The sequence below is a fragment of the Phormidesmis sp. 146-33 genome (assembly GCF_052939515.1).
In genome coordinates this window covers 21,139-48,090 of sequence record NZ_JBJPHU010000045.1, presented here as the reverse complement: position 1 = coordinate 48,090, position 26,952 = coordinate 21,139, and the positions used below count along the sequence as shown (strand labels likewise).

General features: G+C 46.7%; 26 protein-coding genes. 14 read left to right on the top strand and 12 right to left on the bottom strand.

All coding sequences use genetic code 11. The annotated features are described in order from the left end of the window. Positions 1–289: 289 nt before the first annotated feature. From ACJ2PR_RS18455 to ACJ2PR_RS18445, 3 genes are all read right to left on the bottom strand, one after another. The gene (locus tag ACJ2PR_RS18455; protein ID WP_446878080.1) at positions 290–1,108 is read right to left on the bottom strand and encodes an SDR family NAD(P)-dependent oxidoreductase; all 819 of its coding nucleotides are present in this window, start codon (positions 1,106–1,108) and stop codon (positions 290–292) included. Positions 1,109–1,631: 523 nt separating this feature from the next. Next, positions 1,632–1,865 (bottom strand): hypothetical protein, encoded by a 234-nt coding sequence (locus ACJ2PR_RS18450; protein ID WP_446869895.1) that lies wholly within the window; start codon positions 1,863–1,865, stop codon positions 1,632–1,634. A 29-nt stretch (positions 1,866–1,894) separates the two neighbouring features. Further along, the gene (locus ACJ2PR_RS18445; RefSeq protein WP_446862482.1) at positions 1,895–2,101 is read right to left on the bottom strand and encodes a hypothetical protein; all 207 of its coding nucleotides are present in this window, start codon (positions 2,099–2,101) and stop codon (positions 1,895–1,897) included. Positions 2,102–2,813: 712 nt separating this feature from the next. Between ACJ2PR_RS18445 and ACJ2PR_RS18440 the strand changes: the two genes are divergently transcribed. Then, positions 2,814–3,092 (top strand): hypothetical protein, encoded by a 279-nt coding sequence (locus ACJ2PR_RS18440; RefSeq protein WP_446878079.1) that lies wholly within the window; start codon positions 2,814–2,816, stop codon positions 3,090–3,092. Between the two features lie 113 nt (positions 3,093–3,205). Here ACJ2PR_RS18440 and ACJ2PR_RS18435 read toward each other — a convergent pair whose 3' ends face one another. The 7 genes from ACJ2PR_RS18435 to ACJ2PR_RS18405 form a co-directional block, all read right to left on the bottom strand. Continuing rightward, the gene (locus tag ACJ2PR_RS18435; RefSeq protein ID WP_446869893.1) at positions 3,206–3,874 is read right to left on the bottom strand and encodes a response regulator transcription factor; all 669 of its coding nucleotides are present in this window, start codon (positions 3,872–3,874) and stop codon (positions 3,206–3,208) included. Continuing rightward, a complete protein-coding gene (locus tag ACJ2PR_RS18430) occupies positions 3,795–5,285 on the bottom strand; it encodes a sensor histidine kinase (protein WP_446878078.1) in 1,491 nt (496 codons plus the stop codon). The genes ACJ2PR_RS18435 and ACJ2PR_RS18430 overlap by 80 nt, the downstream gene beginning before the upstream one ends. A 168-nt stretch (positions 5,286–5,453) precedes the next feature. Then, positions 5,454–5,873, bottom strand: a complete 420-nt coding sequence (gene tnpA / locus ACJ2PR_RS18425; protein WP_446875475.1) for an IS200/IS605 family transposase — start codon at positions 5,871–5,873, stop codon at positions 5,454–5,456. Positions 5,874–6,015: 142 nt separating this feature from the next. Further along, entirely contained in the window at positions 6,016–6,591 is a 576-nt protein-coding gene (locus tag ACJ2PR_RS18420) for a cytochrome b (protein ID WP_446878077.1), read from the bottom strand. Between the two features lie 17 nt (positions 6,592–6,608). Beyond that, the gene (locus ACJ2PR_RS18415; protein WP_446878076.1) at positions 6,609–9,803 is read right to left on the bottom strand and encodes an efflux RND transporter permease subunit; all 3,195 of its coding nucleotides are present in this window, start codon (positions 9,801–9,803) and stop codon (positions 6,609–6,611) included. Continuing rightward, positions 9,790–10,062 (bottom strand): hypothetical protein, encoded by a 273-nt coding sequence (locus ACJ2PR_RS18410; RefSeq protein WP_446878075.1) that lies wholly within the window; start codon positions 10,060–10,062, stop codon positions 9,790–9,792. The genes ACJ2PR_RS18415 and ACJ2PR_RS18410 overlap by 14 nt, the downstream gene beginning before the upstream one ends. Before the next feature lie 63 nt (positions 10,063–10,125). Then, positions 10,126–11,148: an HlyD family secretion protein gene (locus ACJ2PR_RS18405; protein ID WP_446878074.1), complete on the bottom strand. Its 1,023-nt coding sequence runs from the start codon at positions 11,146–11,148 to the stop codon at positions 10,126–10,128. Between the two features lie 202 nt (positions 11,149–11,350). Between ACJ2PR_RS18405 and ACJ2PR_RS18400 the strand changes: the two genes are divergently transcribed. The 4 genes from ACJ2PR_RS18400 (at position 11,351) to ACJ2PR_RS18385 (ending at position 13,318) form a co-directional block, all read left to right on the top strand. Beyond that, on the top strand, positions 11,351–11,737 hold the full coding sequence (locus ACJ2PR_RS18400) for a DUF6152 family protein (RefSeq protein ID WP_446878073.1): 387 nt from the start codon (positions 11,351–11,353) through the stop codon (positions 11,735–11,737). Further along, the gene (locus ACJ2PR_RS18395; RefSeq protein ID WP_446878072.1) at positions 11,734–12,231 is read left to right on the top strand and encodes a DUF6644 family protein; all 498 of its coding nucleotides are present in this window, start codon (positions 11,734–11,736) and stop codon (positions 12,229–12,231) included. Before ACJ2PR_RS18400 ends, ACJ2PR_RS18395 begins: the two co-directional genes overlap by 4 nt. A gap of 168 nt (positions 12,232–12,399) precedes the next feature. Beyond that, positions 12,400–12,636, top strand: a complete 237-nt coding sequence (locus tag ACJ2PR_RS18390; protein ID WP_446878071.1) for a hypothetical protein — start codon at positions 12,400–12,402, stop codon at positions 12,634–12,636. Positions 12,637–12,679: 43 nt separating this feature from the next. Further along, entirely contained in the window at positions 12,680–13,318 is a 639-nt protein-coding gene (locus ACJ2PR_RS18385) for a helix-turn-helix domain-containing protein (RefSeq protein WP_446878070.1), read from the top strand. Positions 13,319–13,377: 59 nt separating this feature from the next. Here ACJ2PR_RS18385 and ACJ2PR_RS18380 read toward each other — a convergent pair whose 3' ends face one another. Next, complete coding sequence (locus tag ACJ2PR_RS18380) at positions 13,378–13,995, bottom strand: TetR/AcrR family transcriptional regulator (RefSeq protein WP_446878069.1); 618 nt, start codon at positions 13,993–13,995, stop codon at positions 13,378–13,380. Between the two features lie 369 nt (positions 13,996–14,364). On the opposite strand from ACJ2PR_RS18380, the gene ACJ2PR_RS18375 reads away from it, so the two are divergent. The 6 genes from ACJ2PR_RS18375 to ACJ2PR_RS18350 all read left to right on the top strand — a co-directional run bounded on the left by ACJ2PR_RS18375 (position 14,365) and on the right by ACJ2PR_RS18350 (position 21,721). Beyond that, positions 14,365–16,308: a hypothetical protein gene (locus ACJ2PR_RS18375; protein WP_446869885.1), complete on the top strand. Its 1,944-nt coding sequence runs from the start codon at positions 14,365–14,367 to the stop codon at positions 16,306–16,308. A 191-nt stretch (positions 16,309–16,499) separates the two neighbouring features. Then, the gene (locus tag ACJ2PR_RS18370) at positions 16,500–17,417 is read left to right on the top strand and encodes a DMT family transporter (RefSeq protein WP_446878068.1); all 918 of its coding nucleotides are present in this window, start codon (positions 16,500–16,502) and stop codon (positions 17,415–17,417) included. An 82-nt stretch (positions 17,418–17,499) separates the two neighbouring features. Beyond that, positions 17,500–18,516, top strand: a complete 1,017-nt coding sequence (locus tag ACJ2PR_RS18365; RefSeq protein ID WP_446878067.1) for a zinc-dependent alcohol dehydrogenase family protein — start codon at positions 17,500–17,502, stop codon at positions 18,514–18,516. Positions 18,517–18,744: 228 nt separating this feature from the next. Further along, positions 18,745–19,965, top strand: coding sequence for an L-dopachrome tautomerase-related protein (locus ACJ2PR_RS18360; protein WP_446878066.1), 1,221 nt, complete (start codon positions 18,745–18,747; stop codon positions 19,963–19,965). A 36-nt stretch (positions 19,966–20,001) separates the two neighbouring features. Further along, positions 20,002–21,159: an L-dopachrome tautomerase-related protein gene (locus ACJ2PR_RS18355; RefSeq protein ID WP_446878065.1), complete on the top strand. Its 1,158-nt coding sequence runs from the start codon at positions 20,002–20,004 to the stop codon at positions 21,157–21,159. 202 nt (positions 21,160–21,361) lie between these two features. Beyond that, positions 21,362–21,721: a hypothetical protein gene (locus ACJ2PR_RS18350; protein WP_446878064.1), complete on the top strand. Its 360-nt coding sequence runs from the start codon at positions 21,362–21,364 to the stop codon at positions 21,719–21,721. Between the two features lie 425 nt (positions 21,722–22,146). Here the strand turns inward: ACJ2PR_RS18350 and ACJ2PR_RS18345 are convergent, their stop codons facing one another. Next, on the bottom strand, positions 22,147–24,030 hold the full coding sequence (locus ACJ2PR_RS18345; protein ID WP_446878063.1) for a tetratricopeptide repeat protein: 1,884 nt from the start codon (positions 24,028–24,030) through the stop codon (positions 22,147–22,149). Positions 24,031–24,443: 413 nt separating this feature from the next. On the opposite strand from ACJ2PR_RS18345, the gene ACJ2PR_RS18340 reads away from it, so the two are divergent. The 3 genes from ACJ2PR_RS18340 (at position 24,444) to ACJ2PR_RS18330 (ending at position 26,951) form a co-directional block, all read left to right on the top strand. Further along, complete coding sequence (locus ACJ2PR_RS18340) at positions 24,444–25,628, top strand: pentapeptide repeat-containing protein (RefSeq protein ID WP_446878062.1); 1,185 nt, start codon at positions 24,444–24,446, stop codon at positions 25,626–25,628. Between the two features lie 48 nt (positions 25,629–25,676). Beyond that, the gene (locus ACJ2PR_RS18335; RefSeq protein ID WP_446878061.1) at positions 25,677–26,609 is read left to right on the top strand and encodes a hypothetical protein; all 933 of its coding nucleotides are present in this window, start codon (positions 25,677–25,679) and stop codon (positions 26,607–26,609) included. Positions 26,610–26,717: 108 nt separating this feature from the next. Beyond that, positions 26,718–26,951 (top strand): hypothetical protein, encoded by a 234-nt coding sequence (locus ACJ2PR_RS18330; RefSeq protein ID WP_446878060.1) that lies wholly within the window; start codon positions 26,718–26,720, stop codon positions 26,949–26,951. The last annotated feature ends 1 nt before the right edge of the window (position 26,952 follow it).

Genomic DNA, 26,952 nt, shown 5'->3' with positions numbered 1-26,952 from the left:
ATTTACTGTCCTCTCTTGCATTCCGGCTTCCTAGTTTTGTCAGTCAAGCAGGGTTAAGAGGAGTAACTCTTCCAAAAGACCGTAAAACCAGTTTGACCAGGTGATCCGTCCCAATTCCTCCACTCCAAGAACGAATCAAGCACGATCGCACCCCTCACCCAAGTAACCCGTAACGGGAACAAACCTTGGACATGAATGCGATCGTAACGGCTCTAATCAAGCGACTCGTTCTAGGGGCTGGTGAAGAGTGAAAATAGCCTCCTGTATTAGAAGGCATTAACAGACTGCTCTAACGTGAGTTGGCTCCAGCTTCTCTGAGCCTTTCGAGGATTTGATCTTGGGACAGGGGAGCCGCTAGTTTTGAAACCTTCTCCATCAGACCAGGGATAAAACGATTTCCCCACACAGCAAGCTGACTTTGCCAGCCCACTAAAATCTCTGGCGATTCCCTTTGCAGCTCCATCACGAGGGATTGAGCCACTTTTTGCGGAGTTGTCGGCACCACCCATCGGAACCACTGAAAGTTCTTCACCATATCTGTATCGGTGAGAGAGGGAAGAAGGGCAATGACCCGGATATTGTGATCCGATAGCTCACTTCGCAGGGCTTGAGTAAACCCTAGAATGGCAAACTTGGTAGCTGAATAGGTGGCCATCGTCGGAGCGGCAATTTTCCCCATCAGGCTAGAGACATTGACGATCGTTCCTTGTCGCTGCACGGCCATGCGTCTCGCAATCAACCGAGTCATGGTGTACATGCCCATTAGATTAATCGCCATCTCTTCTTGAATGTGAGGCAGTTGAGACTGTAAGAAGGGGACTTGATGAGCAACCCCGGCACAGTTGACCAGGAGATGAACTGGCCCATAATCTCGCCACGTTTGAGCGACCTTGATGTTTACTTCAACGGGTTGGGTCAAGTCCAATGCCAGAGGAACCGCTTCGGCACCCAGAGCCATGATTTCGGTGGCGACTTCCATCAAGCGTGAATGAGTCCTGGCGACTAAAATGATTCGCTGTGCGCCCTGTTTGGCAAACTCCAGCGCGATCTCTCGTCCGATGCCACGAGAAGCCCCCGTAATGAGAACGGTCTTTCCCTGAATATTCATGTTAAAGCCTCCGATGCTGAGGTGTTCGAGTGTTCTCAGCCTTTGCTGAACGGATTGAGGGTGCAAAAAAGCTGAGGAAAGTCTTTGGGGACTGAATTGGCGCAACGATCGCTCAATCGACCTATCTATCTATGACTGCTGCTTTCCAGCCCCACAGCGCACTTCAGGGATTCAGGGGATGGGGTTAGAGTCAAAGATGTAAAGCATGAGACACAACTCCTAGCTGCAAGAATTAACCCGTAATCATTCGACCTGCATACCCTAGCAAAGGGATCAAGTCACTGCAACACTTATTAATAAAAAGGCTGGATTGTGATATTTCGCTATGAGACTCTCAGAAATTTTCGGGTTTTAAGGCAAGCGATCGATCCTTACCTTGCATCACAGTCATCGGTTCCTTCTAGGTTTGTGAAGGTCGCCCCAACTTCCTGAAAGATGAGAAAACCTCGAAACTGGAAGGCTATGTGAGCGAAGCTGAGATCGATCGCAGATGGCACAAGTTCTAGGGGGAAGTGAGAAATGATCAACAGCCTGGGATTTCTGCCAAATAAGGTGCCTGAACCACTGTTTCTATCCAGGGGTGTTCAGGATCAATGAAGAAGATGACGGCCCGACGAGCGCCATCGGAAGTATATGGCTCAGGGAAGTCAACATTTTCAAATCGAGCGATCCCATTTCCGTTAGCGATCACCGATGGCTCATCGTTACCCCAATCAAAACCCACGTAATATTGCCCTCCAGGACGCAAGTCTGGCACAGTCAACCCACTATCCCGGCAAATTGTGACTAGAGGCGGCACATAGTAGCCATACCCGATCGTCGCAGACGTTGAGGTATTCGCGCCGTCGCTGGCTGAAATTTGGAGCGTTGATTAAACTCAGCGAGGCTGTCACTGGCCCCGCTGGTCTTCAAAACCGTGCTTGAGGTAGGGTAGGCGACCAACGAGTTACCAGTGCTGGCACTTTTCCAATCGCCCCCCTCCAAACGACGCATGACCGTTTCCGTATCACGTCGCTTTCCAGTATTGTTAGCCCTCTGGATTTATCTGTAGAATTGCCTTTTGTTGTGCCCCACAGGATGCAAGGCTCAAATAGCATAAATTCTTTATTTATTGCATGATGAGGACAGGATTCTGTCAATTTTTAAAAAAAATGCCAAAGAGTAAGACATGCGTATCTTTAGCAAGTAAACTCCCTGCATACAAATTTTTCGCATAAATAAAATAAATATGGATCGTGGATTAAATAACTCCGAAATTTCACCCTCACCCTAGCCCTCTCCCCAAGGAGAGGGAACCAGACTCTAGCCCCCTCTTCTCCCGAAGGAGAAGGGTTGGCGAGGGCTTCGCCCCACTTCTTGAGGAGGGCGATCCGAGACTTCTACAATTGTTGAAGTTATTCAATTCTCATTCCATTGGCTTGATGTAGGCGAGTACTTTCCGAAAGGGTATTTAGGATGATTCGCGGGCTATCAAAGCACGGAGTTGTATTATTAGCTACTTTGGGGATTTTGACAGACGAATCTTTATCTATTTCACAACCAGCTCTAGCGCGACCAGATCGATGTAGTGTGCAGCAAATCGAGAATAATATCGAAAGTCTGCGCGCCGATCCTTCTCTTGTAGATGCCTTGGCTACCTGCGGCTCAGATGCCCTTCCAATTCTTCTGCGTTATCTTGATCAATCATTTACCGAGGACTCGGCGGATGGCGAGTATCAGCGACTCCTCATTATTACCTGCCCTCTCTAACTTGCAGCGTTTTGCTCGTGATAAATCAAATCTCATTCCAGGTGGCATTAACCCAACCTCTTTAGAAAGAAAACTTAACGGTGCAATCTTAGCGATCGCTGAGAACTCCGATGACGACACAGATTTTCGTATTCAAGCGTTTGAATCTTTAGAGACAAACAAACTTAGACCCGATGTATTGAAAGAGATAAAGAACTCTATAGCCAGCGCTTTACTGAAAGTTATTCAAGATTAAACCAAGAAACCAGAAGAGCATTTAGATGCAGTTTCTAAACTAGGGGAGTTGTATCACAACAAGGCAATTCCTCACGCTCAGATAATTGCTCCAGTTCTAACTCAAATTGTGTGCTAAATCCGAAAGCGATACCCGATGCCCCGCACCGTTTCAATACATTCCTCGCCTAGCTTTTTGCGTAAGTGTCCCACATAGACATTCACAATATTGGTGCCAGGATCATAGTCATAGCCCCAAATCCGATCGAGTAGCTGTTCACGAGTCAGAACTTGTCCTGGATGGCGAAGAAAGACTTCTGCTAATAAAAATTCTCGTGCTGAGAGATCGACCGCTCGATCGCTGACCCACGCCTGTCGCGTCAAAAGGTTCAGCATCATCGTTCCAATTTTGAGAATTCCTTCTTCCTTAATGCGTGGAACTTGACGATTGCGTAGCTGAACGCGCACCCGCGCCAGCAATTCTTCAAACCGAAACGGCTTGGTAACATAGTCATCCGCTCCACCATTCAACCCAGCTAAAGTATCGTCTAGTCCATCACGAGCGGTTAGCACGATGATCGGTAATGTCTCACCCTGCCCTCGGATGGTAGCTAAAACCTCCAGTCCATCCAGATCGGGTAATCCCAAATCTAGAATGAAGAGATCAAAATCGCCGCTTTGAGCAATTTGGGTTGCCTGTTTTCCTGTATGGACGATCGTTAAGTTAAACCCGTGTGCCTGGAGTCCGGTTTCCAAAAAGGCGCAGATGCGAAGATTGTCCTCGGCGATTAGTATCCTGCTCATCGGTATCTAGAGAGTGAAGAGGCATCACAAGCATAAAAGTAGAGCCTTGACCCGGATAGCTTTCTAGCTCGACCCAGCCCTGGTGAGCGCGGATAATTGCGCTGACGATCGCGAGTCCCAACCCATGTCCTTCAACCGTGACATCTTGTTTAGTTGCTCGTGCAAATCGCTCAAAAATACGAGTTTGGTTTTCGGGAGCAATGCCTTCACCCGTGTCGCGAACCCATAGATAGGCATATTTTCCCTTGATTGACGAACCCAGGGTGATTGTATCGCCTGCTTGAGTATGGCGGATGGCATTTTGAACCAAGTTCATCATGGCTTGGGTGAGGCGCTGACGATCGACCGTGATCGGACTTAACCCTTTGGCTTCTAGCCGCCAATCTCGAACGGCAAGGGAGCGAGCTTTGAGGTAGATTTCTTCCGTCATCCAGTCTAATTCTTCAGCCCTGGGATGGAGAAAATCTGGATGATCTGCTTTGGCGAGAATCAGGAGATCGTTCACCAGTCGAGACATGCGATCGAGTTCGTCCATCAGTAGTGTGATGGTTGTTTCTTGCTGATCAGGCGAATACTTCAGCATTTCTAAATGCCCTTGAATCACGGTAATAGGAGTCCGCAATTCGTGACTGGCATCTTTGAGAAATTCTTTTTGGCTGTCGAAGGCCAGTTGCAAGCGATCGAGCATTTCATTAAAGGTGTCGTCCAGTTCGGCAATCTCGTTGCGCCCCTGGATTGAGATGCGTTGGGTCATGTCAGATTCTGTGATCGATTGGGCGGTGGTAGTCAGCAGTTTGAGGGGTGCTAAAATCTTTCCGGTCATAATCCATGCCAAAGTAAGACAGAGCGCTAACGTGATCAGCGCAACCTGAGTAACGAGTGCGATCGCGCGATCAATCGCCTGAAATCCCGCAGAGGCATCGTGAATCGCGACGATGTAAGCCGTTTCGTCACCGAATGTGATGGGTTCTACCGCGTAGTTGATTTTCTGATTTGAAGTCGATAGGCTGCCGTAGGAGGATAAACCATTTTGCTTCCAAGTTTGGATGATTTCACGCGGTATAAAATTTTTGGGTAAGGGCGAACTCGTTTTATAGATCCGATCTCCAATGAACATCACAATGTACTCATTGCGAGTTGGCGCATAATTTGAAAGCAAGCGATCGAACAAAGCAGGCAATGTCTTTGCGGACTGCTCACCTTTGAGTCGGTTTTTTTCAACCATTAGCTCAAATTGCTCAACCCGTTGACTGAGTGCTTCTTCTGAACGAGTTTGAAGACTGTGACAGAAGATTTGGCGCGTGGCTTGTAGCAAAATCAGTGCGGTTCCGACGGTCAGAAGAGAATACCAGACTAACAATCTGAGGCGAACTCCAGCGATGACTCGGTACCATGCAGGAAACGTTGGCATGAGGGTTGTGTTGCAGTTTGTTGGTGTGATCTTATCAATCATGTGGTTAGTTGGGGGAACACATTTCGAGGGGAGTCCATAAGTCAGACACCCCCAGCAAAGCTGGTGGCTTGATGAATGTGACCGCCCCAAGGGCGGGTGTCCTTGCTGAAGGTGTCTGTGAGTCAATTAGAATCGTCCACTTTGCTCAAACACTTCTTGCTCTCGGATATACCGACGCACCACCTCCTCTTCAAATCCAACGGTTGAGACGGCGTAGCCCCGTGCCCAGAAATTCTCTCCCTCAAAATTGCGCTGCTTGCCTTTGAATCGACGGGCAATTGCAATGGCACTTTTGCCCTTGAGAAAGCCGATCACGGACGACACGGCATGTTTCGGCAGAATCGCAATGCACAGATGCACATGATCCACCAGCAAATGTCCTTCGATGATCTGGCATTCTTTTTGACGCGCCAACTCATGAAACACCGGCCCCAAATATTGCCGCAACTCCAAAAACATGGTCTTTCGACGATACTTGGGCACGAAAATCACGTGATACTTGCAATCCCACTTGCTGTGAGAAAGGCTTTGATACAATTCCGACATGTGTTTATCCTCCTACGGTTCGGTTCAAGCCACCGTGGGAGTTACTTTACACGCGCTCAGGAACGCCGGAAACGCTAAAAGCTGTTCAAGTCGCACTGGTAAAACCAGTGGCTTACCTTCTGAGCTACTGACAAGTTACAGCCTATGCCGTCTTCCTCAAGGATCTTAAGAAATGATTGAATCTGCGACAATTTGCACGAACCACTTTTTGTTGCTCGATCGTATGCAGCACCACAAATGCCAGAAATGTATAAGACAACCAAAAATGTAGACTCCGCCCGACTTCTACCAGTGCTTTGTCTTCTGAGAAGAAATCTGGTAAGACTAATCCAAAAAGCTTGACGTTTCTGGCTCTAAAAGAATTAGAGAAAAAATATCCACTGACCGGAACACCCCACATCAAGACATACAAGCTGGTATGAAGTACTACAGTCTTAAACCAGGCAACCGTAAATTTTGGCGATCGCTTCGTATATTTTTTCCACCACACTTGTAGTAACAGAAAAATTCGCCAAGTCAGAAACGCCATCGATAACACCCCCATCGACTTATGAAAATCATAAAATGCACCTCGGAATGAAACCGATCGATCCAGTTGTGACATAAACGTTCCCGTGACAAATAAAATCAAATACACCGCAGCCATCCACCAATGAACCGACATTAAATATTTGAATGCAGAGTTCATCCTGGGTTTGATCGATTGAATAAGTTCCATTGAGACCTCTCGAAGAATTAGCGTGAGCTGGTTTGCTGAGTAGTCGGTTGGACAGATTGCAGCGTAGATTTGCGGTGAGTGATGTCGCGCAAAAGCCCCATCAGTGCCGGAACGACTGTTGGAGTCAGAATTGTAGAAAATGCTAATCCACCTGTGAGGACAATTCCTAAACCTTGATAGAGTTCAGATCCCTGTCCCGGAAGGACTGCCAGCGGCAACATTCCCAGGACACTCGTTCCCGCTGACATAAAGATGGCTCTAAGACGATCTTTTGTCGCGTTGTACAAAGAGGCATCGTAGTCTTCTCCCTCTTGCTGGAGTTGCAAAGCCCGATCGACCAGCAAAATGGAGTTATTGACAACAACGCCTGTCAAAATCAAAAATCCCAGCGCAGTAATCATGTCTAACGGAACATTCAATCGAAAAACCTGGTTAGCAATCACTAAGCTCAACAAGGCACCACTCATTCCCATTGGAACCGTTGCCATAATCACCAATGGGTAGAGAAACGAACGGTACAACGCAACTAGCAACAAGTAAGTGACCAAGATGGATAATACAAATGCCGATGCTAACTGAGTAATCGTCTGCGCCAATAAATCAGCAGACCCGGCCAACTCGACTCGATAGCCTGCTGGCAGACTTGATCGCAGCGGAATTAAAATTTCTTGCTCTACGCGATCGACAATCTGACCCAGGGGAGCATCAGCGGCTAGAGAAGCCGTCAGAGTAATCGATCGCTCCAGATCGACATGGTTAATCACATCGGCTCCGGTAGTTTCTTGTACTTCGGCAACATCAGAAAGTTGCACCTGTCGCCCACCTCGCCCAAATATTGGGAGTTGTCGCAATTGCTCAGGCGTTTGGACGGACGTATTTTGCAGTTCCACCGAGATATCCAACTCTTCTTTTCCATCAATAAACTCGGATGCCAAGCGACCGCCGAGCGCAGCTTCGACCAAGCTACCGAGTTCGGCTTCTGACAGTCCTGTTTCTGCCAAACGTTCGCGATTTGGGATGACCTGTAACTCACCTGCTCCCATGACAAAATTTGATCGAATATTTCTAACGCCACTCATGGCTCGAATCTTGCCTGAAATCTCTCGATCGATATTACTAAGTTGGTCTAGATCAGCCCCGATGATATCAATTTCAAACTCCTTCCCTGGATCACGGAAAATAGAAAACCGCGTGGGAACGAGAAACCGATAGCCTGCAAAATTTTGGCTGGCTCGCCGCATTCGCTCAATCATGTCAGCAAGTCCCTGAGTGGTCGCAAACTGGGGCTTGAGAATTGCAGTGACGGCTCGAACGCCTGGTCGATCGACATATAAAACTCGCTCGATTTCTGGCTGCGATCGCAGAAACTCTTGCACCGGACGTGACTGTTCGATCGCTTCAGGAATGCTAGTCCCTGGTAGTGGCTCTGCTCGCCAAACAACTAAGTTACGATTTCCTTCTGGCAAATAGTCCATCGCAGGCAACAGAAAAATACTCGTGATCAACAACCCAACTGGAATCGAAAGCATCAACAATCGACGACCGACCTGTCTACGCCCAATCGACCAACTGACGGTCGATGCCACAAAAGATTCCAGCTTGCCTTGAAAATGTCGAAAGATGGCAGATGTGAGAAAAACTGCCTGTTCGATGCGGCCGAAAATGCTTCTCGGTCGTGGATTTGTCGAAGCGGATTGATTACTCAACACTCGTCTTGCTTCAGCCTCGTTGAGAAAGAGTCCTGACAACATCGGAACGAGCGTGAAGGCGATAAACAATGAAAATAGAGTTGAACAAGACAACACGATCGCCATGTCTGCAAAAAGCTGACCCGCTTCACCCGTGACCAGGATCAACGGAACAAAGACCACAACGTTACTGAGGGTCGATCCCAGCATTGCGCCCCAAACTTCCTGCGTTCCGTCGATCGCGGCTCTCATTGCAGGTTTACCCTGTTGCAGGTGGGTAAAGATATTTTCGAGAATGACGATCGCATTATCAACCACCATGCCAATAGCAAACGCAAGCCCTGCCAAACTAATGATATTCAGCGTGCGCCCTAGCAATGACATCACAACGAAGACCATGATGGAGGCAACCGGAAGCGTTAACATAATCACAGCAACCGTCCGAATTGATCCTAGAAATAAAATCAACACGATTGTTGCAAGAACGGCGCCGCTGATGATGCTTTCTACCACAAATCCAACAGATTGATTGATGTACTGGCTTTCATCGTAGTGATAGGCAAATTGAATGCCTTCTTTGCGTTGGTCAAACTCGGTTTGCAGTTGCGAGATCGTGTCTCGAACGCCTTTCGCGACCTGCGGAACATTCGCCCCAACTTGCCGCATCACCGCGATCGCAACCGTAAGGTTACCATCCCGCATCAATGCGCTGTCCTGCGGCTTACGACCCATTGCGATCGTTGCCACATCGCGAATATAAACTGTTCCTGAGCTATCTCGACGCAGCACAAAATTTTCGATTTGGGATAAGTCTTCAGCTCGACTCACTGTTCTGACCCGGTACTCTCTGCGACCGAGCCTGAGCGGCCCACCTCGAATATCACGATTATTTTCTTGCAAAACCCGAACGACATCCCCGATCGATAAATTACGATCAGAAAGTGCTTTCGGGTTGACTTTAACCTCAACTTCTCGCTCTTGTCCGCCAATCACTAAAAACTGTCCCGTTCCCTCAACTCGTCTCAAACGTGGAACAACCACCTCTTCAGCTAAATCTCGATACCGATCTGCATCCGCCTGGAATCCTTCTTGGGGTGAAAACGGAATCCACATCATCGGGGAGCTATTTCCACCGACAAGATCTACACTCGACTCATTCGCTTCGGGTGGCAAACTCTCGACTTGCTGCAAGCGGTTACTCACATCTACTAACCGTTCTTGCACATTGGAGCCTTCATTGAATTCTAGTGAAATGTTGCTCCGCCCAGAACTCGAAGTGCTGCTAATTTCTTTAACTCCAAGCACTTGTTCTAGTTGCTCCTCGATCGGGCGAGTAATCAGATTTTCAACTTCTGTTGGAGCCGCGCCGGGATAGGTGGTGGTGATGGTGATTTCCGGTCGATCTCCCCCAGGTTGTAATTCTAACGGCAAGTTAAGTAGCGAAAACACTCCGAGTAATGCAAGCAGACAAAATAAAACAAACGTGCCGTGTCGCCAACGGACTGCAATTTCAATCAGGTTCATTGCTCACCACCTTAACGGTCATGCCGTCTTGTAAACCGTCTCCACCGCGAGAGACGATCGCTTGTCCAGGTTGTAGTTCACGACTCGCTATCGCAACTTGCGCTCCCATATCTGCCACGATTTCGACGGAGATCGGCTTGGCTTTTTGATCTACGATCGTGAAGACAAACCATTGGTTTTGGCGTTGCGTCAACACATCTCGCGAGACCACAAATCCAGTTCGATTGCTGGGTTGAATGAGTGTCGCTTCAACAGCCATTCCGGGAATCAAGCCTTGCGGTGGGTTAGCAAGTTCTACCCGAACCCGTTGTCGTCGAGACGCTTAATCTGCCGTCGGTGCGATCGCGGTAATCGTCGCGCGTTGTTTCCAGTTAGGTAAAGCGCGGGTGGTCAGCTCAACCGCCATTCCGGGTCGAACTTGGCTCCCCAAATTTTCGGGAACTTCTAAGAAAACGTCGAGCTGGCTGCGATCGACCAGCGTGATCAACTCACTATTCAGCCCAACCAAATCCCCTTGACTGACTCGTCGCGTTTGCACAACTCCTGCTGCGGGTGCGATCACTCTAGTTCGCTGTTGGGAGAGCTGTGCTTGATTCAAGGCTGCAACGGCGGCTGCAACGTTAGCTCTTTGCGCTTCAATCTCCTCACGAATGGGCCCTGCCTGCGCTTCTGCAAGTTCTGCTCGCGCTTCCAGTTGTTCTCCTCGTGCTGCATCCACTCCGGTTTGAGCCTCAATCAATAAGCGCTGCGAGACGGCACCTTGTTTTACCAAATCTTTGGTGCGTCGTAGATTATCTTGCGTTTCACGTTCTCTGGCTTGTGCTGAAGCGAGAGCCGCTTGACGTTGATCAATCACTTCTGGGCGAGTACCGACCTCCAAACGGGCCAGATTGCTGCGCTGTTGGGCGAGACGAGCTTGTGCTTCTGAGACAGCATATTGTTGATCTGAATCATCCAGCACTGCGATCGTGGCTCCTTGCTCGACGCGATCGCCCGCCTGAACTAGAATTTGCTTGACCACTCCACCAGTTTGCGCTCGAATCGTGGATTGCTGACTGGCTTCAACTTGTCCAATCAGTTGAATTCGAGTCTCAGCATTGCCCAGTTTCAGTGTTGTGGTTTCAACCGCGCGAGGCGGCGAACTTGCCTGTGACTGTGCGATCGCAGCTTGGGGTTTGCCAATCGGAGTCAAAAAACGCCAAATTGTAAAGCCGCCCGCGATCGCCACCAAGACTGCTAGCCACACCCAAGATTTGCGGCGAACTGAAGAGGGATCTGCGTCTTGAGCAAACAGCGATAGTTGCTCGACGTTGGAATCGGTAGAGTGAGGGTTTGAGGGTTCCATAGCACTGGGGAAGGGGCAATTGTATGTCCACAACGGCCAGTATCCAGGAGTCAAATAAACTGAACATAAATGATTGGTGAAAAAAAATTTACGATCGATCTTTCATGACTGTGAAGTCGTTACTGTGAAGTCGTTATGCGACATCTTGCACCCCGCTCAATCGGCTGGTGTTTCGACCCACTCCACATTTGAGGCTAATCTCATGCAACACAAATGGATATGGTCTGTGATCACGATCGCGCTTTCAGCTACATTGACAATGACTGCAACGCTCATTGAAACGCCTGAAGCAGAGGCTCATCATGGGTGGAGCGAGTTCAATGACAAGCAGACGCTCAATCTCACTGGAAGAATTCGGAGTGTCGGCTATGACAACCCCCATGCAGTGATTGAACTGGAAGCCTCTGACAAAAAAGTATGGAGAGCAGTGCTGGCTCCCCCCTCTCGAATGCAACGTCGTGGATTACCCAAAAACGCTCTCAAGGTGGGACAGATTGTCCGAGTCGTGGGCTACCCCAATCGATCAGATAGCCGGGAGATGCGGGCAGAGCGCATCATGATTGGTCAAAAGACAGTAGAACTCCGATGATCGAATCACCAGTCGCTACAGAGTGGTTAATCTGGTTGAAAGACAGCGCGTTAGCAGTGGCAATTCGCCAATGGGTTTGGGCTTATCCTCTAATTGAAGCGTTGCATATCTTTAGCATTACTCTTCTAGTTGGCTCTGTTGCAATGTTTGATTTACGATTGCTGGGGGTTTCCCGTCATGTACTGGTCACAGACCTGGCACAACATCTCTTGCCCTGGGCTTATGCCAGCTTTGGAGTCATCCTTCTTTCAGGCTTTCTGCTCTTTGCAATAGATGCCCCTGCGATCGCGCTCAATTTTGCCTTTCGACTGAAATTAATGTTGATTTTAAGTGCAGGGATGAACGCGATCGTCTTTCACTGGAGATTTTATCCATCAATCCAACAGTGGAACCAAGGCGTGAAGCCTCCACAGACTGTGCGAACGATCGCAATTCTCTCACTCATCCTGTGGATTGCGATTATTACCTGTGGATGTCTAATTGCTTATGTCTAAGCTGTTGTCAACTCCATCCCTCGTATGCGTGAAGTTGCTGTAACAAGATTTGACGGTTCTCAAAAAAAGCTCTACCTGTAGCTTGACATTTCTGATTAAAAGGTGTTTACTTGCATGTAAGTCAGTACAAAAGGGTTATGTCAGCCCGTGCCCTAGCATCGGTACTTAATGCAAGCCATTGCGATGGCTTACAGCATTGCTTCACTGCTGCTTGGCAGCGATGTTCACAGTGGAGTGAGTTTGCCAAAGCTCGGCAGTTTTTTGAATGACCTTTTATGCAAGAGCCTCAAAGCATCACTCTCTGAAATGAGAACGGCTGACTATTTGAAAGCAATCTGCTCAACAACCGCTGATAGGCTATCTTTTGATACTTCTTCAACTCAGCAAGATCGTCACGGAATCTGAGGTTATCGCGAACACTGAGCAGAAAATCGAGGATAGGTGGCTTATGGGTATCGAGAGTAAGGCAAATTACCAAGGACAGTATGCTGAATTTTCTGTCGAAGCAGAACTACAGGTTTTCCTAAATTGTCTTTTTGAAGCACTCGGCTCAACCAGTTTTTCCCTCAAAGTCCTGAAGCTCTTAGCCCAACATGACCAAACCTGGACTGAGGAACAACAAAGCTACTATGTTGATTTGCTGAAAAGAAATCACCAACGCTTTCCTCATAATTCAGCAGAGCATTTTCGGTTCAATTGCAGTTCTGATTCGCCTACTTCCATAACTGAATCGAGCTGTGAAACGATTCTCCTTCCAGTCATTCCTGAGCTTCAAGAAGTTTTCGATTTCATCGATACAAACTATCATCGAGCCATATCTCTAGCTGATGTCGCCCAAATCACTAACTATTCGCCTGCTTACTTGACTAAAACTGTTGGTGCCAAAACGGGATGTACTGTCAATGCCTGGATAGTAAAAAGACGGTTGTTTGAAGCGCAGAAGTTATTGAAGCAAACTAAACAAACAATTGAAGAAATTTCTCAGAAAGTTGGTTACTCCAACGTTAATCATTTTTTCCGGCAGTTTCGGCAATCGTATGGCATCACCCCTTCTCAATGGAGAAATAGAGCAGAGAACCTTAGTTAAATAAAGCGTAACTGATGGGAAGTTTTAAGCGAACTGGTGACGATGTTGAGTGCTGAGATTCAGTTACTTGTTTCAGTCAAATTCACTGCCGTCTTGGGTTGCTCTAGCAATCGGTCAAGCCATAACTTCATGTATCTCCGCGAAAACGACTGTGCTTCCCTTTCTTTTTGCAAAGTCATTGCAAGTTGAGCAATCCCAAAATGAACTAGCATTGCTTCGCGTGCTAAATCTTCCGCACTAGACTGCTCACTAATTAGACCTGACGCTTGTGCATCTCTAATCACCTGCTCAAATAATTTAACAAGCTGCTCAAAATGCTGAGTGGCTCGGTCTTTTAAGCTTTGAGGAATCCAACTTTGTCCAATGACAATATTTAAACATATGCAAAACCCTTGATACTCATCTTCAGTCAGATTCATCCACAAGTCGTCGTCTAATGATTGAAAAATTGCGCGGCAGTTTCCCGCGTAGCGCTGACTTAACTGCTCAAACTTATTTTCAACATTAGCCATATACTGGTTAACCGCTTCAAGAGCAAGGTTCTCTTTACTCTTGAAATGATAATGAATGTTTGCCCTACTGATATTAAGCTGCTCAGATATAGTGCTAAAGCTCAAAGCTTCATAACCACCAGTCCGAAGCGTTTGTGCTGCCAGCTCTAAGATTTTATTTTTCATCTCTAATGATCCTAAACTATTTTTGTCGCTTCTAAGAAAGCTGATTCAATAGTCATTTTTAAAAGACATCACTGTGTTCAAGAACACAACTAGAATCCAAATATATCACTCTTCGTTTGATCAATCAATTTGGACTGACTAAACTCTATTAAGAATTAGTCATAAAAGTAAAAATATGTCACCTTTAGAACTAAATAATGCATTGGAAATGAATCAACTCTAACCTATTGTTAGAAGGAACAGATCACAAGTGCAAGACTTTTGCATTGAAGAATAGTTTTGCAGAATAAAGCACTTTATCTGTTAATAAGAATCAAATCCGAGCAAGTAAGAGTTGTGAATTCTCTTTGTCTTAGGAGGTAACTAGCCATGTCTTATTTTGTGCTAAGTAAAGGTAAATTTCGTCGCGTAATTCTTCAAAATCTACTGGATTTTATTCAGGATCTATACGTCTCGAAGACCCTAGAAACCGTGAAGCACGACAAAGATTTTGTCAAACATGAGCCTTATGCTTTACCAAAACACTACACAACTGAGGAGTACCAGTTTGAAGTGAGACGTGCCCTCAAGAAGGCTGTCTACCTCTTCCCAGATCTTAGTCCGTTAGAGCATCATATTGATGTATGTCTACAAGCAATTGCTAATTCTGATGCAGCAACCACTTATCTAAAAGCTTGCTTCACAATCTTTGCCGTTCAGTCTGATTGGCTAAATTTGTTGGAAGATCGGGACAGTTCCGATTTTGATGTGGAGGCGGATGAAAATTATCTCAAGATCAGGATAAAGGACTCGGAAATTGCATGGAATGATCAGCAGTATGCAGCTACCAATGGAAGTACTGGAAATCACATTGGAAACACAATTCTGCTCCGCTCAGTTGCTGCATTACTCGAAGCATTACGGTGCAATCAGCGAAAGCCTTCTTGGGTCGAGTTTCTAGCTATTCGAGTTGCCTATCAATTATTAGAGGAAGGAAAGCGACTGGTCTACCCGTACCGTCCTTGGGGCAACTCTGGATTTCGTAGTGTGCAAACTTACATGTCGATTACTGACCCTGGTGAGGGGCACCTCTTTGGCACTGCCCAAACTTTAGATCGTATGAAGGGGGTTGTAGTTCATATTGAACATTTAGAGCGCGGCAAGTATCAAGACCGCAATCAAATGGAGCCTTACCGTATCCCTGCAATTAAGGCAGTGGCAAAAGTGCGATTACACGTTGGCTCTGACGCACCTTGTTCTTCGTATGTTGGCCGTCCGGTGTTTGAGAGTAAACACTTTGAGGCAAGTTTACTTAAAGCGGTCAACACTTTTTCGAGTGCTTGCACTGCCATGTTTATGGATGGTTTAGCAGAGTGCAAGATTGCCATTGAGCAAGTGACTGCAACTGAAGCGATTCGATTCATGCAGTGTTTAGTGGGTGCAACTAGACTGGACAAGACATCTCAAGTTTTTTCTGCCGCATTCAATATCAATACGCCGATTTTGGATGATCGTGAAGAAACGAGACGTAAGCATCACGGTAAGCCAGTTTGGGTGCGGCAACGCATGGCGATCGCAAAGCTAGGGATTGAGCTGGCTGCGGAGGGTGGTTTTGACAAGGTGACTTGGGACGGTACAGCAAATACTTATCCAAGCGCCTGTGTATTAGAACAACTGTCTCATGCTGAAGCTGTTGAGTTAGTTCATACTGCCCACGAACTTGGTCTACTGACCTACTTTTCAGCAGGTTTCCGATTTCACCATTTGCCAAAAGCAGTTCACACGGGTGTTGATGGTGTAGGTGTAGGTGGCGCACAGATTCTACGCTATATGGACTATCAAACTGGATTTCACGGCCCTTTTAAACCTGACAACATTGAAACCATCCTGAAGATTCGGGACGAAGCCGAAGAAAGCGAGTTAGGGCAAGCATCAGTGATACTCGCACGGCTTGATCGGCTCTACTTTGAGGGATGTATTACCGAATCTGACAACTCGCTGCGAGTTGCCCTGTTTGAGGCAGTTCAACAACAAGATCAACCACGTTATACCCAACTCGTAAAGCAACTCGAACACATCCAGCAATTGCCGTTTGATACTGATCACCCACTTATTGAATGGGGAAAGCGATTGATTGATGCGAACCGTCACAAACCGCTCTGTGCTGCAAAAATGAGTGTTGAGGAACGGTCAAACCTGATTCAGCGCGTGAGAAACAGTGTTGAAGCTCAGGATCTAGAACTGTTAGCAGAAGACTTGTCCAGTGTCCAGTCCCACCAAATTATTATCCGTCGGCGACTTGATGCTTCACAATCGATGCTTCAAGCTGCCTAAGGCATTGGTGCCTCAATAACGCTCATTACCCAATCGCTAAGTAAGTATGCGTAGTTATATTGTCGATTATAGTGCGACCATCTTGCTTGCACTATATCTAATATTCAATATGACTACCTACCGAACAGTAATCCTCGAATGAATCAAGCCTTGAGTTGAAGCAAGTCAATTACGTTCATTTAAGAGTAAGTATGCCAGATCAGAATCGCTCTAAATTCTTTGCGATCGCAGCCCTAATTTTGCTGTCAGGAATTTTGGGTTATAACTGGGTGATCATGAAGGTTGCCGTCAGATACGCCGATCCAATTGAATTTTCCGCACTTCGTACTTTTTTCAGTGCTTTGACGCTGTTTGCTGTACTGATTGTTCTCAAGAAACCGCTTCAGCCAAAAGCCGTCTTTGGTACGTTCTTGTTGGGTTTACTGCAAACGTCCGGCTTTGTTGGATTTGCAACTTGGGCACTAGTCAGTGGTGGAGCCGGAAAAACAGCAGTTCTCGTTTACACGATGCCTTTTTGGGCCTTGCTATTCGGTTGGGTTGCTCTTGGAGAAAGAATTCGAGGAATGCAGTGGATTGCAGTTGCTTTTGGCAGCGTTGGATTGCTGTTCATTCTCGATCCTCTACATTGGAACGGTAGTTTTTTTAGCAAAGCGTTAGCACTATTGTCGGGTATTAGTTGGGCAGCAAGTGCAATCATAGCTAAAAAACTGCATCAAACTGGCAAGTTAGATCTGCTATCGCTCACAGCTTGGCAAACCTTGTTTGGTAGTATTCCCCTAGTTGCGATCGCGCTTTCAACCCCCAGCGCACCCATAGTTTGGTCTAATGCGTTCATCGGTGCCCTGATTTACAACATCATTCCGGGAACAGCGTTGTCTTGGTTGCTCTGGACATACGTATTGCGGCAGCTTTCAACGGGTGTTGCAGGATTAGGAACACTCGCAACCCCGATCGTTGGTGTGTTATCGGCTTGGATACAACTGGGTGAACGCCCTGGAGTGGCTGATTCCGTTGGGACAACGCTAATTGGTGCTGCGTTGTTAGTGCTTGCGCTGCAAGGACTTCGGCAGATGCGGCGGGCAAAGCTGGCGATCACGGCTGAGTCCTGATTTATTTCTGGGTCGGGTAGCTCAATTGGAAGATCCTGGACACGTCACACAAGTTGAGTAGTATTCATTGAGGGAGTAAAGTATGAAAGCTTGGGAAGTTCACGAGAAAGCAGGATTGGAAGCTCTAACTCTTGTAGAGCGTACAGAACCGGAACTGAAGGACGGATACGTGCTGTTAAAAATGAAGGCTGTGTCACTTAACTACCGCGATTTATTGGTTGTTAAGGGGGCATATGGTGCGTACAAGTCTCCGTTTATTCCATTTTCTGATGGCGTTGGAGAGGTCGTAGCAGTGGGCGAAGGCGTAACGCGCGTTAAGGTGGGCGATCGTGTCGTAGGCATTTTTATGCAGTCCTGGATCGATGGATCTTTTAGTGCGGAAAAATCAAAGTCAGCGCTTGGTGGTGGCTTGATCGATGGAATGCTAGCTGAGTATGTTGCACTACCCGAAACAGGTGTTGTTCGTATCCCAGAGCATCTTACCGACGAAGAGGCGGCAACTCTTCCCTGTGCAGCAGTCACAGCCTGGAATGCGCTGACGACGGATGGCAGATTAAGGTCTGGTGAAACGCTGTTAGTTCTGGGATCTGGCGGTGTGTCATTGTTTGCACTTCAGTTTGCCAAGATCATGGGGGTACAGGTAATTGCTTTGTCTGGCAACGATGCCAAGCTCGATCGCTTAATGCAAATGGGCGCGATCGCGGGCGTAAATTACGAGACAGTTCCGAATTGGGCAGAAAAAATCTCAACATTAACGAATGGAGTCGGGGTCGATCGGGTCATCGAAGTTGGGGGTGCAAACACATTCAATCAATCGGTACAAGCAGTTCGCTACGGCGGTCATATTAGTCTAATCGGGGTGCTATCAGGATTCAAAGCCGAAATTAGCACGGTTGCAATCCTGCATAAAGGCATTTGTGTGCAAGGCATCTACGTGGGCAGTCGCGAGATGTTTGAGGCAATGATTCAAGCCATCAACTACAGTCAAATTCGCCCGGTTGTCGATCGTGTTTTCCCGTTTCAAGAACCCAAAGCTGCACTTGAGTATATGGAGCGCAAAGCCCATTTTGGCAAAATTGTGATACGCATTGATTTGTGATCACCAAAGTTGACAAACAACATTAATGCCTGTGCAGTACCTCAAGATTTGCTGATGCATTAGTGCATAGAATTTGTATATCCAAGCGACCATAAGCCAGCCCGGTTCTTGCTTTTTGTAATAGAAGATTGAACCTCTTGGATAATTGATTGAACAACAGGGTGAGGTGCCCATCTTGCTTGTATCCAGTTCAACTTGATTGCACAGAAGCCATAGGGAGAAGATACTGTGAACCGTAAGTTTGTGAATTCTAAACGCCTGATTCTGTCCGGATTAATTCTGACGATCGTTGTCCTATACGGAAACTTCTCAGGACATTTTCGCATGGCAACAGCCAGCCTATCCTTTACCTTCAAGAAGACGCAGCCTTCAAGCTTTCAGGCATTGTCGAAAGCGGCGCAGGGACAAGTTGAGATCATTGCCAAGCTATCGGAGCGCCCAGGCAACCTAGCGATCACTCCAGATGGTCGCATTATTATGAGTCTTCATCCCTTTGGTAAACCAAAGAACCGAGTGGTTGAACTGCTTCCAGACGGCAGCACAAAGCCCTTTCCTAATGCACAATGGAGCCAAGCACCAGATGCAAACGGGCAGGGTGTCGATGCTGTGATTGGGTTAGAGTCTGATAAAAATGGAGTTGTATGGATGCTAGATAAAGGGGGTGTTAATGGTTCCAAGCCAAAGCTAGTTGCCTGGGACACTCGCCAAAATAAGCTTGCTCGAATCATTTCGATTCCGGAGCCTGCCTTCCAGCCAAATTCGTTTATGCAAGATCTCGCGGTTGATCTGGACAATCAAGCGATTTATATTGCTGATATGTCACGCGGAGATTTAGTGGGCGTGAGCAATCCAGCCATTATCGTTGTTGATCTCAAAACTGGTGCGTCCCGTCGAGCACTAGAAAATCACCAGAGCCTTCAACCTGAAAAGGCAAACTTTCTCATTGATAATCAGGCTCAAACCGTCTCTGATGGAAAAGGAGGATGGGTAAAGCCAGACTTAGGGTTAAACCCGATTACAATCGACCCCAAAAACGAATGGGTTTACTATGGCGCAATGAACAGTCGATCGCTCTATCGAATCCGAACGAAAGATCTCATTAACTCCAGTCTCTCTCCTAGCCAAATGGGTGCAAAAGTAGAACGCTACGGAGAAAAAGCAGTCAGTGACGGGATTGCTGCTGATGGCGCTGGTAACGTCTACATTACCGATGTCAATCAGAACGCGATCGGAGTCACTTCATCAAATGGTCAATATCGAGTACTTTATCAAGACAATGCCGTTCTAAGCTGGGCAGACGGAATGAGCTATGGGCCGGATGGTTATTTTTATGTCACAGTGAATCAACTCCATCGCCATGCTGCACTCAATGGTGGTCGTGATGTCTCTAAGCCACCCTATCAGATCGTGCGATTTAAGCCCCTCTCACCCAGCGCAATTGGTCGATAGAGAACATCACTTAAAGCAGTTGGAGAAGATTGAGCCGTGAAAAATGCTGCTGTGAGACGGTTGTTTCGTTTTGATATTCATGTCGTGTGGAGAGTTGCGATCGCAAGTTTAGTTGTTCTGGGCCTAGGTTTGATAATTGCGATCGCGACCCATTCTCAACCCTCAAAGCTGCAAGTTTTGGCGGAGTTACAACAGATGCCAGGAAACATTGCAGTCACCGATAAGGGTCGTATTCTAATCAGCCAACATCAATTTGCACAGCCTGACGATCGCGTGATTGAACTGTTACCAAGTGGACAAATCCGCCCCTTTCCCAACGACACTTGGAGTCGTGCCCCAAACTCATTTGGAGTGGGATTAGATTCAGTGTTGGGTTTGAGAGCAACCTCTGATGGAAGAGTTTGGCTTTTGGACAATGGAATGCGTCAGAAAGGAACTCCGAAGCTGGTGGTTTGGGACACGCATAGAAATGCGCTTGATCAAGTGATCCATCTGCCTTACCCAACCACGCTCAAAGGCTCGTTTCTTAATGACCTGGCGATCGATCTTAAACACCGCCAAGTTTACATCTCAGATGTCGGCACTCCAACAACGTCCGCTCTTGTGATCGTAGACTTGAAGACTGGTCGATCTCGACGAGTTTTACAAGGGCATCAGAGCGTCGTTTTTGAAGAGGTCAGCATGACAGTTGAAGGACGGAAGCTGACGCGAAAGAACTCGGACGGCACCTTGTCTGAGCCTCGTTTAGGAGTCAATCCAATTACGATTGATCCTAGCTACGAGTGGGTCTATTTTGGTGCGATGCATAGTCGATCGCTCTACCGCATCCAAACGACAAATTTATCAAATGACGAGATGTCATCAACGGATCTCGCTGCTAAAGTCGAGCGATATGGAGAGAAGCCATTGAGCGGGGGCATCACTGTTGATTCTCAAAGTAACGTCTACATCACTGATCTGGAAGGTAGTGCGATCGGCGTTACCGCAAACAATGGTCGATATTCAAAGTTAATCAATGATGTGAATGCTCTGCGCTGGCCTGACGGAATTTGTATTGGCCTCAATGGATATTTGTATGTGGTAACTTCCAAACTGCATTTATCACCTCTTTTTAACGGAGGTAAAGATGAGACGGCACCTCCCTACCTAGTTGCTCGATTCAAGGGACTGGCTTCTAGCACCGTTGGACGGTAACTCCTTAGCTAAGATTCTTGAATGGTTTTATAGAATTGTCCGTCCTGGGTTACATACCACCAAAAATATGACGATTCCTCTGCTTGATGTGCAAAAACCTCCAAGAGCGTTGAATTATTTTCCAGCCTCTAAGAATCAGGACTAACCCTCGTCGTCTGAACGGATTATATGACCACTCTATGTTCTCTAAAGGAGTAAGTAAATGCTGCGTTTTATATTTACCAGTGGATTGTTTCTGCTAACAATAATGTTGACCATTGCAGAGGTCAAAGCTCAGTCTATTGCCCCGAAACCTATGGTTGGCGATCGTTCTACAACACTGTCAATGAATGCATTTGAGCTAGCATCTATGGCGTATCGAGGTGCTTTTCGCAATCAAGGGATTCCAGGTTACGGTTTTCTCATTGCCGCGCATAGTCAAGGACAATTGAGTGCTAGAGATATCGTTCAAGCCGCAATTAATACAAATCGACTGCCAGCAGAGATGCTTAACGACCAGGGATTTCTCAGTGCGGTAGAAGCCAATCTTAGAGCGTTCAAGAGTAGTTCTTTCTCCCCGTAAGCTCATTTGAGTCACTGTAGCGTGGAAAAACGGTTGGTTTGGCTTACTGCTATTCTTTAGTAGCATATTTCTCAACAAACTTCTGAGCTTTATCGACTGTCTAGAAGGATGACTGTGCAGTACTTACAGCTGTTATCCGATCTTTCTCTTTTTAGAGTTAATCAAAGTTCAGAAAAGTGTGAGTGGTGACAGTGCTGCGAGATGGGAAGCGGCATGACCGTTGATCGTCAAAACTTGAAAATGCAAAGCTTTCAGATCGCCGCACATCGCCCAAATCTACATCTCGCAATTCTTCCGTCACTCAACTCATCTGCTTTGCCTCTCGATCAGACCCTTTGAGTCTGCGATGGCGGTGGCATGAACTTGAGGGTAGATATGGCTTGTTGTTTAAGAAGGGGCTGAATGTTGAGAAAGTGATCATCCCGCTATTTCCCCTTTTCCGTACTCCCGTTCGTTGGCTGACTAATTTGTTGTGTAATGAGTTTTTTTAATGTGGTTCGAGCAGGCTCAGAGGTTGGGTTAATAGCCAAAGCTGCTTTTAAGGCTGCGATCGCTTCTTGTTTTCTATCTAGTTTAAACAATGATGTCCCCAGTCCTGTCATGACAAGCACGTTGTTGGGTTGAATTTGATTCGCTTTCTGAAAAGCAGCTAGAGCTTTGGAGTAGTCTTCTAACCTTAGCGCTAAACTTAGCGCAATTGTTCCATAGTTAAAATGAACTTCAAACGATCGAGGGTTCCAGGTTGCGGCCTCTTTTGCTTTGCTCAATGCCTCACCCTTGCGACCGAGGTGCCATAAAGCCACTGCGTAATTCGTTAATAGATCGGCATAGAACAGGGGGTCATCCGCTTTGAGTTCTGTTTTGATTGCTGCATCATAGGCTTCCAGGGCTTTTTGATAATGTTTAGCAGCTTCTTCTCGATTGTTCTGAGTGCTGTAAATTCTAGCTAACGTGAATAGCGCTTGAGGATACTGAGAATTTTGAGCTATCTTTTCTAAGTCCTCTTGGGCCTGCTGTAATCTAGACGGCGACTCAGTTGAACTGAGATACCATAGTCCGATCGCTTTGTAGTTTAGAGTTTCGGCATCTGTTATGGAAAGCGCGATCGCACGATCTGCCGAAGCAACTGCATCTTCATAACGCTGTAATCCTAGTAGGGCGCTACTTCGTTGACTCCAAGCATAGGCTGAGTTACTCTCTTCCCATAATCCGTCACCCTTTAAAGCATTGTCACAGGCAGTCAGAGCCGCTTGAGGCTGACGCAAGCGATTGAGCACAGCGCATTGGTTGACGAGAGCGATCGTCGAATTAGGACGTAGTTGAATGGCTCGTTCATGGGATGTTAAAGCTCTGGCATCTTGCCCTAGTTGTTCGAGTACCATCCCTTGATAAGTCCATAAAAGGGGATCATTGGGATTGTTTGCTAAAGCATTTTCGTAACCAACGACTGCTTTTTCAAAAGCAGCTTTTGCATCTGAAAAGCGACCTTGCTGCCTTGCAATCAGTCCTTGTTTGTACCGGAAGAGTGGGGATAGTTGTAGCTTGTCTGTTTCTGCTTGCTGAATGCTTGTAGTTAGTGCATTCGTACAAGTTTTCTCTTCTTCTTGGGTTCGTTCTAATGCCTCTTGAAGCTTTAGGTCAGCAGTTTGGCTGAGTGTTGTAGTTTGAGTCTTTTTGAACACTAAAATTGTTTCACAGCGTTCGGCTTGAATTGTGTAATTAGTCGGTGTGATGGATAAAACCTGGTCATAGGCAGCGATCGCGTCTTCTAACTGCCCCATTTTTCGCAGGGTTTTACCTCGAATCGACCAGGCCACTGCTGGATTCAGTTCGCCCCACTCTCCATCGACTCGCAAGGCTTGATCACAGGAAGCAATCGCCGACTCATATCGCCCCAATCGAGCCAGGGCATCACAGCGTTGCGTCAGTCCTGAAGAGTAGGCGGGTTGAATGCCCAGGACATAATCATAGGAGCCGATCGCGTCTTGATACTGTCCTAAGTTCAACAGAGCATCACTGCGGAGTTTCCAGAGATCGAGAGTGGCTTGCTGTTGTTTTTTCCTATCTTTCTCAGGGTTTAAGGAAATCGCTTTTTCGCAAGATTGTAGTGCTTCTGGATAGAGCTTTTCTAAAGAGAGCGATCGGCACTGATCTGCCCAAAAATTAAAGTCTTTAAATTCAAATTCTTTAGCAGGTTCAGTCAGTCCTGATTTTGCCACTCCCCATAAAATCGCTGTCACCCAAAACGAATAAGTGCAGAGATTTGTAACGACTGTTGTAAATCTTAACCGTTGACGGACGTGCTGCATTTTTGACACTCCGAAGATATTGTAACTTTGAAATGAATACAATCTTGTGATCTGATCAATACAATTTTGCAATCAATCTTGCAGTCAACTAATGACTTGCAACGAATCAGTACAGAGGCTTGTAACGGCTGTTGTGACGCTTAACCATTGACAGACGTGTTGCATTTTGACACTCCAAAGACGTTGTAACAAAGAGGTTGTAACGCTGAGATGAATACAATCGTGCAAGTTAATGAATACAATCTTGCGATCAAGAAATGACTTGAATGGTTAATGAACTTATTGATGATTCCTTTAGCATTATGACTGATTATTCCTTTACGGTTGCAGAATTTGAGAAATCAGTATATCTGTTGAGTAGCTTCATAACATATGGCTAGATCAAGCTATTTACTTCAAATCAGGGTCATGTCATGGGGATCAAACGTTTATTGAGCTCGTGGAGCATTCAGATTACGGTCTGTCTTCCCTTATTGCTCTTTGTTTTTGCGGATGCGTCTGTTTCTACTCCAGATACAGCACCCGTCAAGCGACTAAAAGAAACCCGCAACTGTGAGAGTTGTAGTTTACGGGCTGCCAATCTGCGGAGCTTCTATCTTCAAGGCGCAAATTTGAGCAAAGCAGATCTGAGCAATAGCAGTCTCAAAAACACAAACCTTCAGGGCGCAAATCTTCAGAATGCTAACCTGAAAAATGCAGATCTAAGCGGTGCTGACCTTCAGGGAACTAATCTGACGGGAGCGCAACTGCAAGGTGCAATTCTAAAAGACACGAAGATTGACGATCGAACTGCTTTAGACGAGAAATGGCGATCGACCTGGGAAATGCTGAATCAACCGATCGCAGGTAAAGATTTTAGCAATGCAGATTTTCGCGGTGTAAATCTGAGTGGAGCAGTTTTGAAACAAGTAATGTTGGAAGGTGCGAATCTCTCAGACGCAGATTTGAGCAACGCCAAGTTACAGAAAGCAGAACTGACGCGAATCAACTTACAGAACGCAAATTTATTTATGACAAACTTAGAAGAAGCAATTCTCTACAACGCAAACTTGCAAAAAGCGAATCTACGCGGAGCAACGCTCACGGGAGCTAAATTTAATGACGCAATCTTAACTAACGCAAATCTAAGAGGAATTTCATCAGATAATGTTGACTTTACAAATGCGAACTTGAGTGGAATTGATTTGAGTAATGGGATACTGAATGGCTGTATTATGACGGGCGCAAAGCTCGATCGTGCCATTCTCAACAACGCTGACCTTACCAACTGTACGCTCAATGGCATCAATTTTAGAGGTCTAAATCTTCGAGGGGTAAAGCTTCAGGGCGCTTTCTTGGAAGACACTAATCTTAGCCGGACGAATCTTAGCAAACTTAATTTAAGCGGCGCTAAGTTCAATGATGCAAACCTCAGTGGTGCAAACTTAAGCGGAGCTAATTTGAGTCAAGCTGATCTGAGTGGAGCCAACCTTCAAGGGGCAAATCTTCGTAAGGCAAACTTGACCGGGGCAGATCTCCGCAATGCCAATCTGAAAGACGCAAATTTGAGAGATGCCATCCTCAATGAAGTCAAACCCGAAGAAGCCCAGGTTCAGTAAAAGTTTCGATTAAATTCTAACTGCAAACTTAATGAAATTGAGAACACCGTGTCATCCTTTCCTCCTCTCCCTTTTCCTGCCCCAGACCCGTTAAAACGTCTGCATGTCTATGATGGATTGATGATGAATTTGCGGCGCTGGCAGATGGCAGATCACTATCATCGACAACGCCAAAATTTACAGTTTCAATCCCTTTATCAGCCTGGAATTGTGTGTGGATTGGGTGTGCGAGTGATTGCGCCACCAGAGCATCTGGATCAAGACTACAAAGCGCAGTTTCCTCACTGGTTAGAAATTGAGCCGGGGATCGCGATCGACTCTCAAGGCAATCCCATTATTGTTGACCCCGACACAGATCGCACCTATCCGATTATTGCCCGCTCGTCTGGTCGCCATCTGACGCTGTATGTAGTGATTAGCTATGCTGAACCTCAAAGTACCCCTCGAAACAATGAGGAAACGCTGCGGGAGTGGTTCCGGATAGATCAGATCACAGAGGCTCCTCACGCCCAGCAGGTTGAGCTTTGTCGGATTGAACTGATTGATCCCATTCGATTAGCTGTGCCTTCTGATGAGTTTGCGCCCGGTGTAAACCAACTAGACTTTCGCTATCGGCGATCGGCGCAGCCTCGCGCTCAAGGAGTCGTCAGAGCTGGACAAATCAAACCCAGTCTTCATGCGGATGCTGACAGCGATTTAGCCACCTACACGCTCTATCAACAAAGTCGAGCCAATTTATCTGAGCTAATGCAGTCGGTGTTTAGTCTCTATCCTGCGTTACAGGGTGATTCTGAGGTAGCGATCGTCAATCTGACTGAGAAGTTAGCGAACTATGACATGCTCTACTTATCAGATGCTACAAGACTGGAGCAACTAAACCGCGATGAATGGACAGCGTTAAGCCACTACCTTCAAACGGGAGGAGGATTGCTGATCGAAACTTCTGTGATCGACGATCGCAATAGTTCTACCCAACTTTAACAACAACTTCAACAACAGCTTCAACAACTGGCGACCTCGAAGCTAGTTCCCTGGGATCAGCTACCTCGTCAGCATCTACTGCGTCGATCGCCCTTTCTATTTGGTGCGTTGCCTACTGTTCACTCTCACCCTGTTCAGGTGTATAACAGTGGTGGGATTGTTGTAATTGAAGGGCGGCTGTCTCCAAGTTGGGGATTGACTGAAACGTTACCGCTCAAACGCTCCGAGATTCGAGAAGCACAGGAATTTGGAATTAATCTACTACACTTTTTCTGGCAACGGCGACAGTACAAGCGGCTGGCTCAGTGGGATGATTCGGCGATCTTGCAGCGAGGAGTTTGAC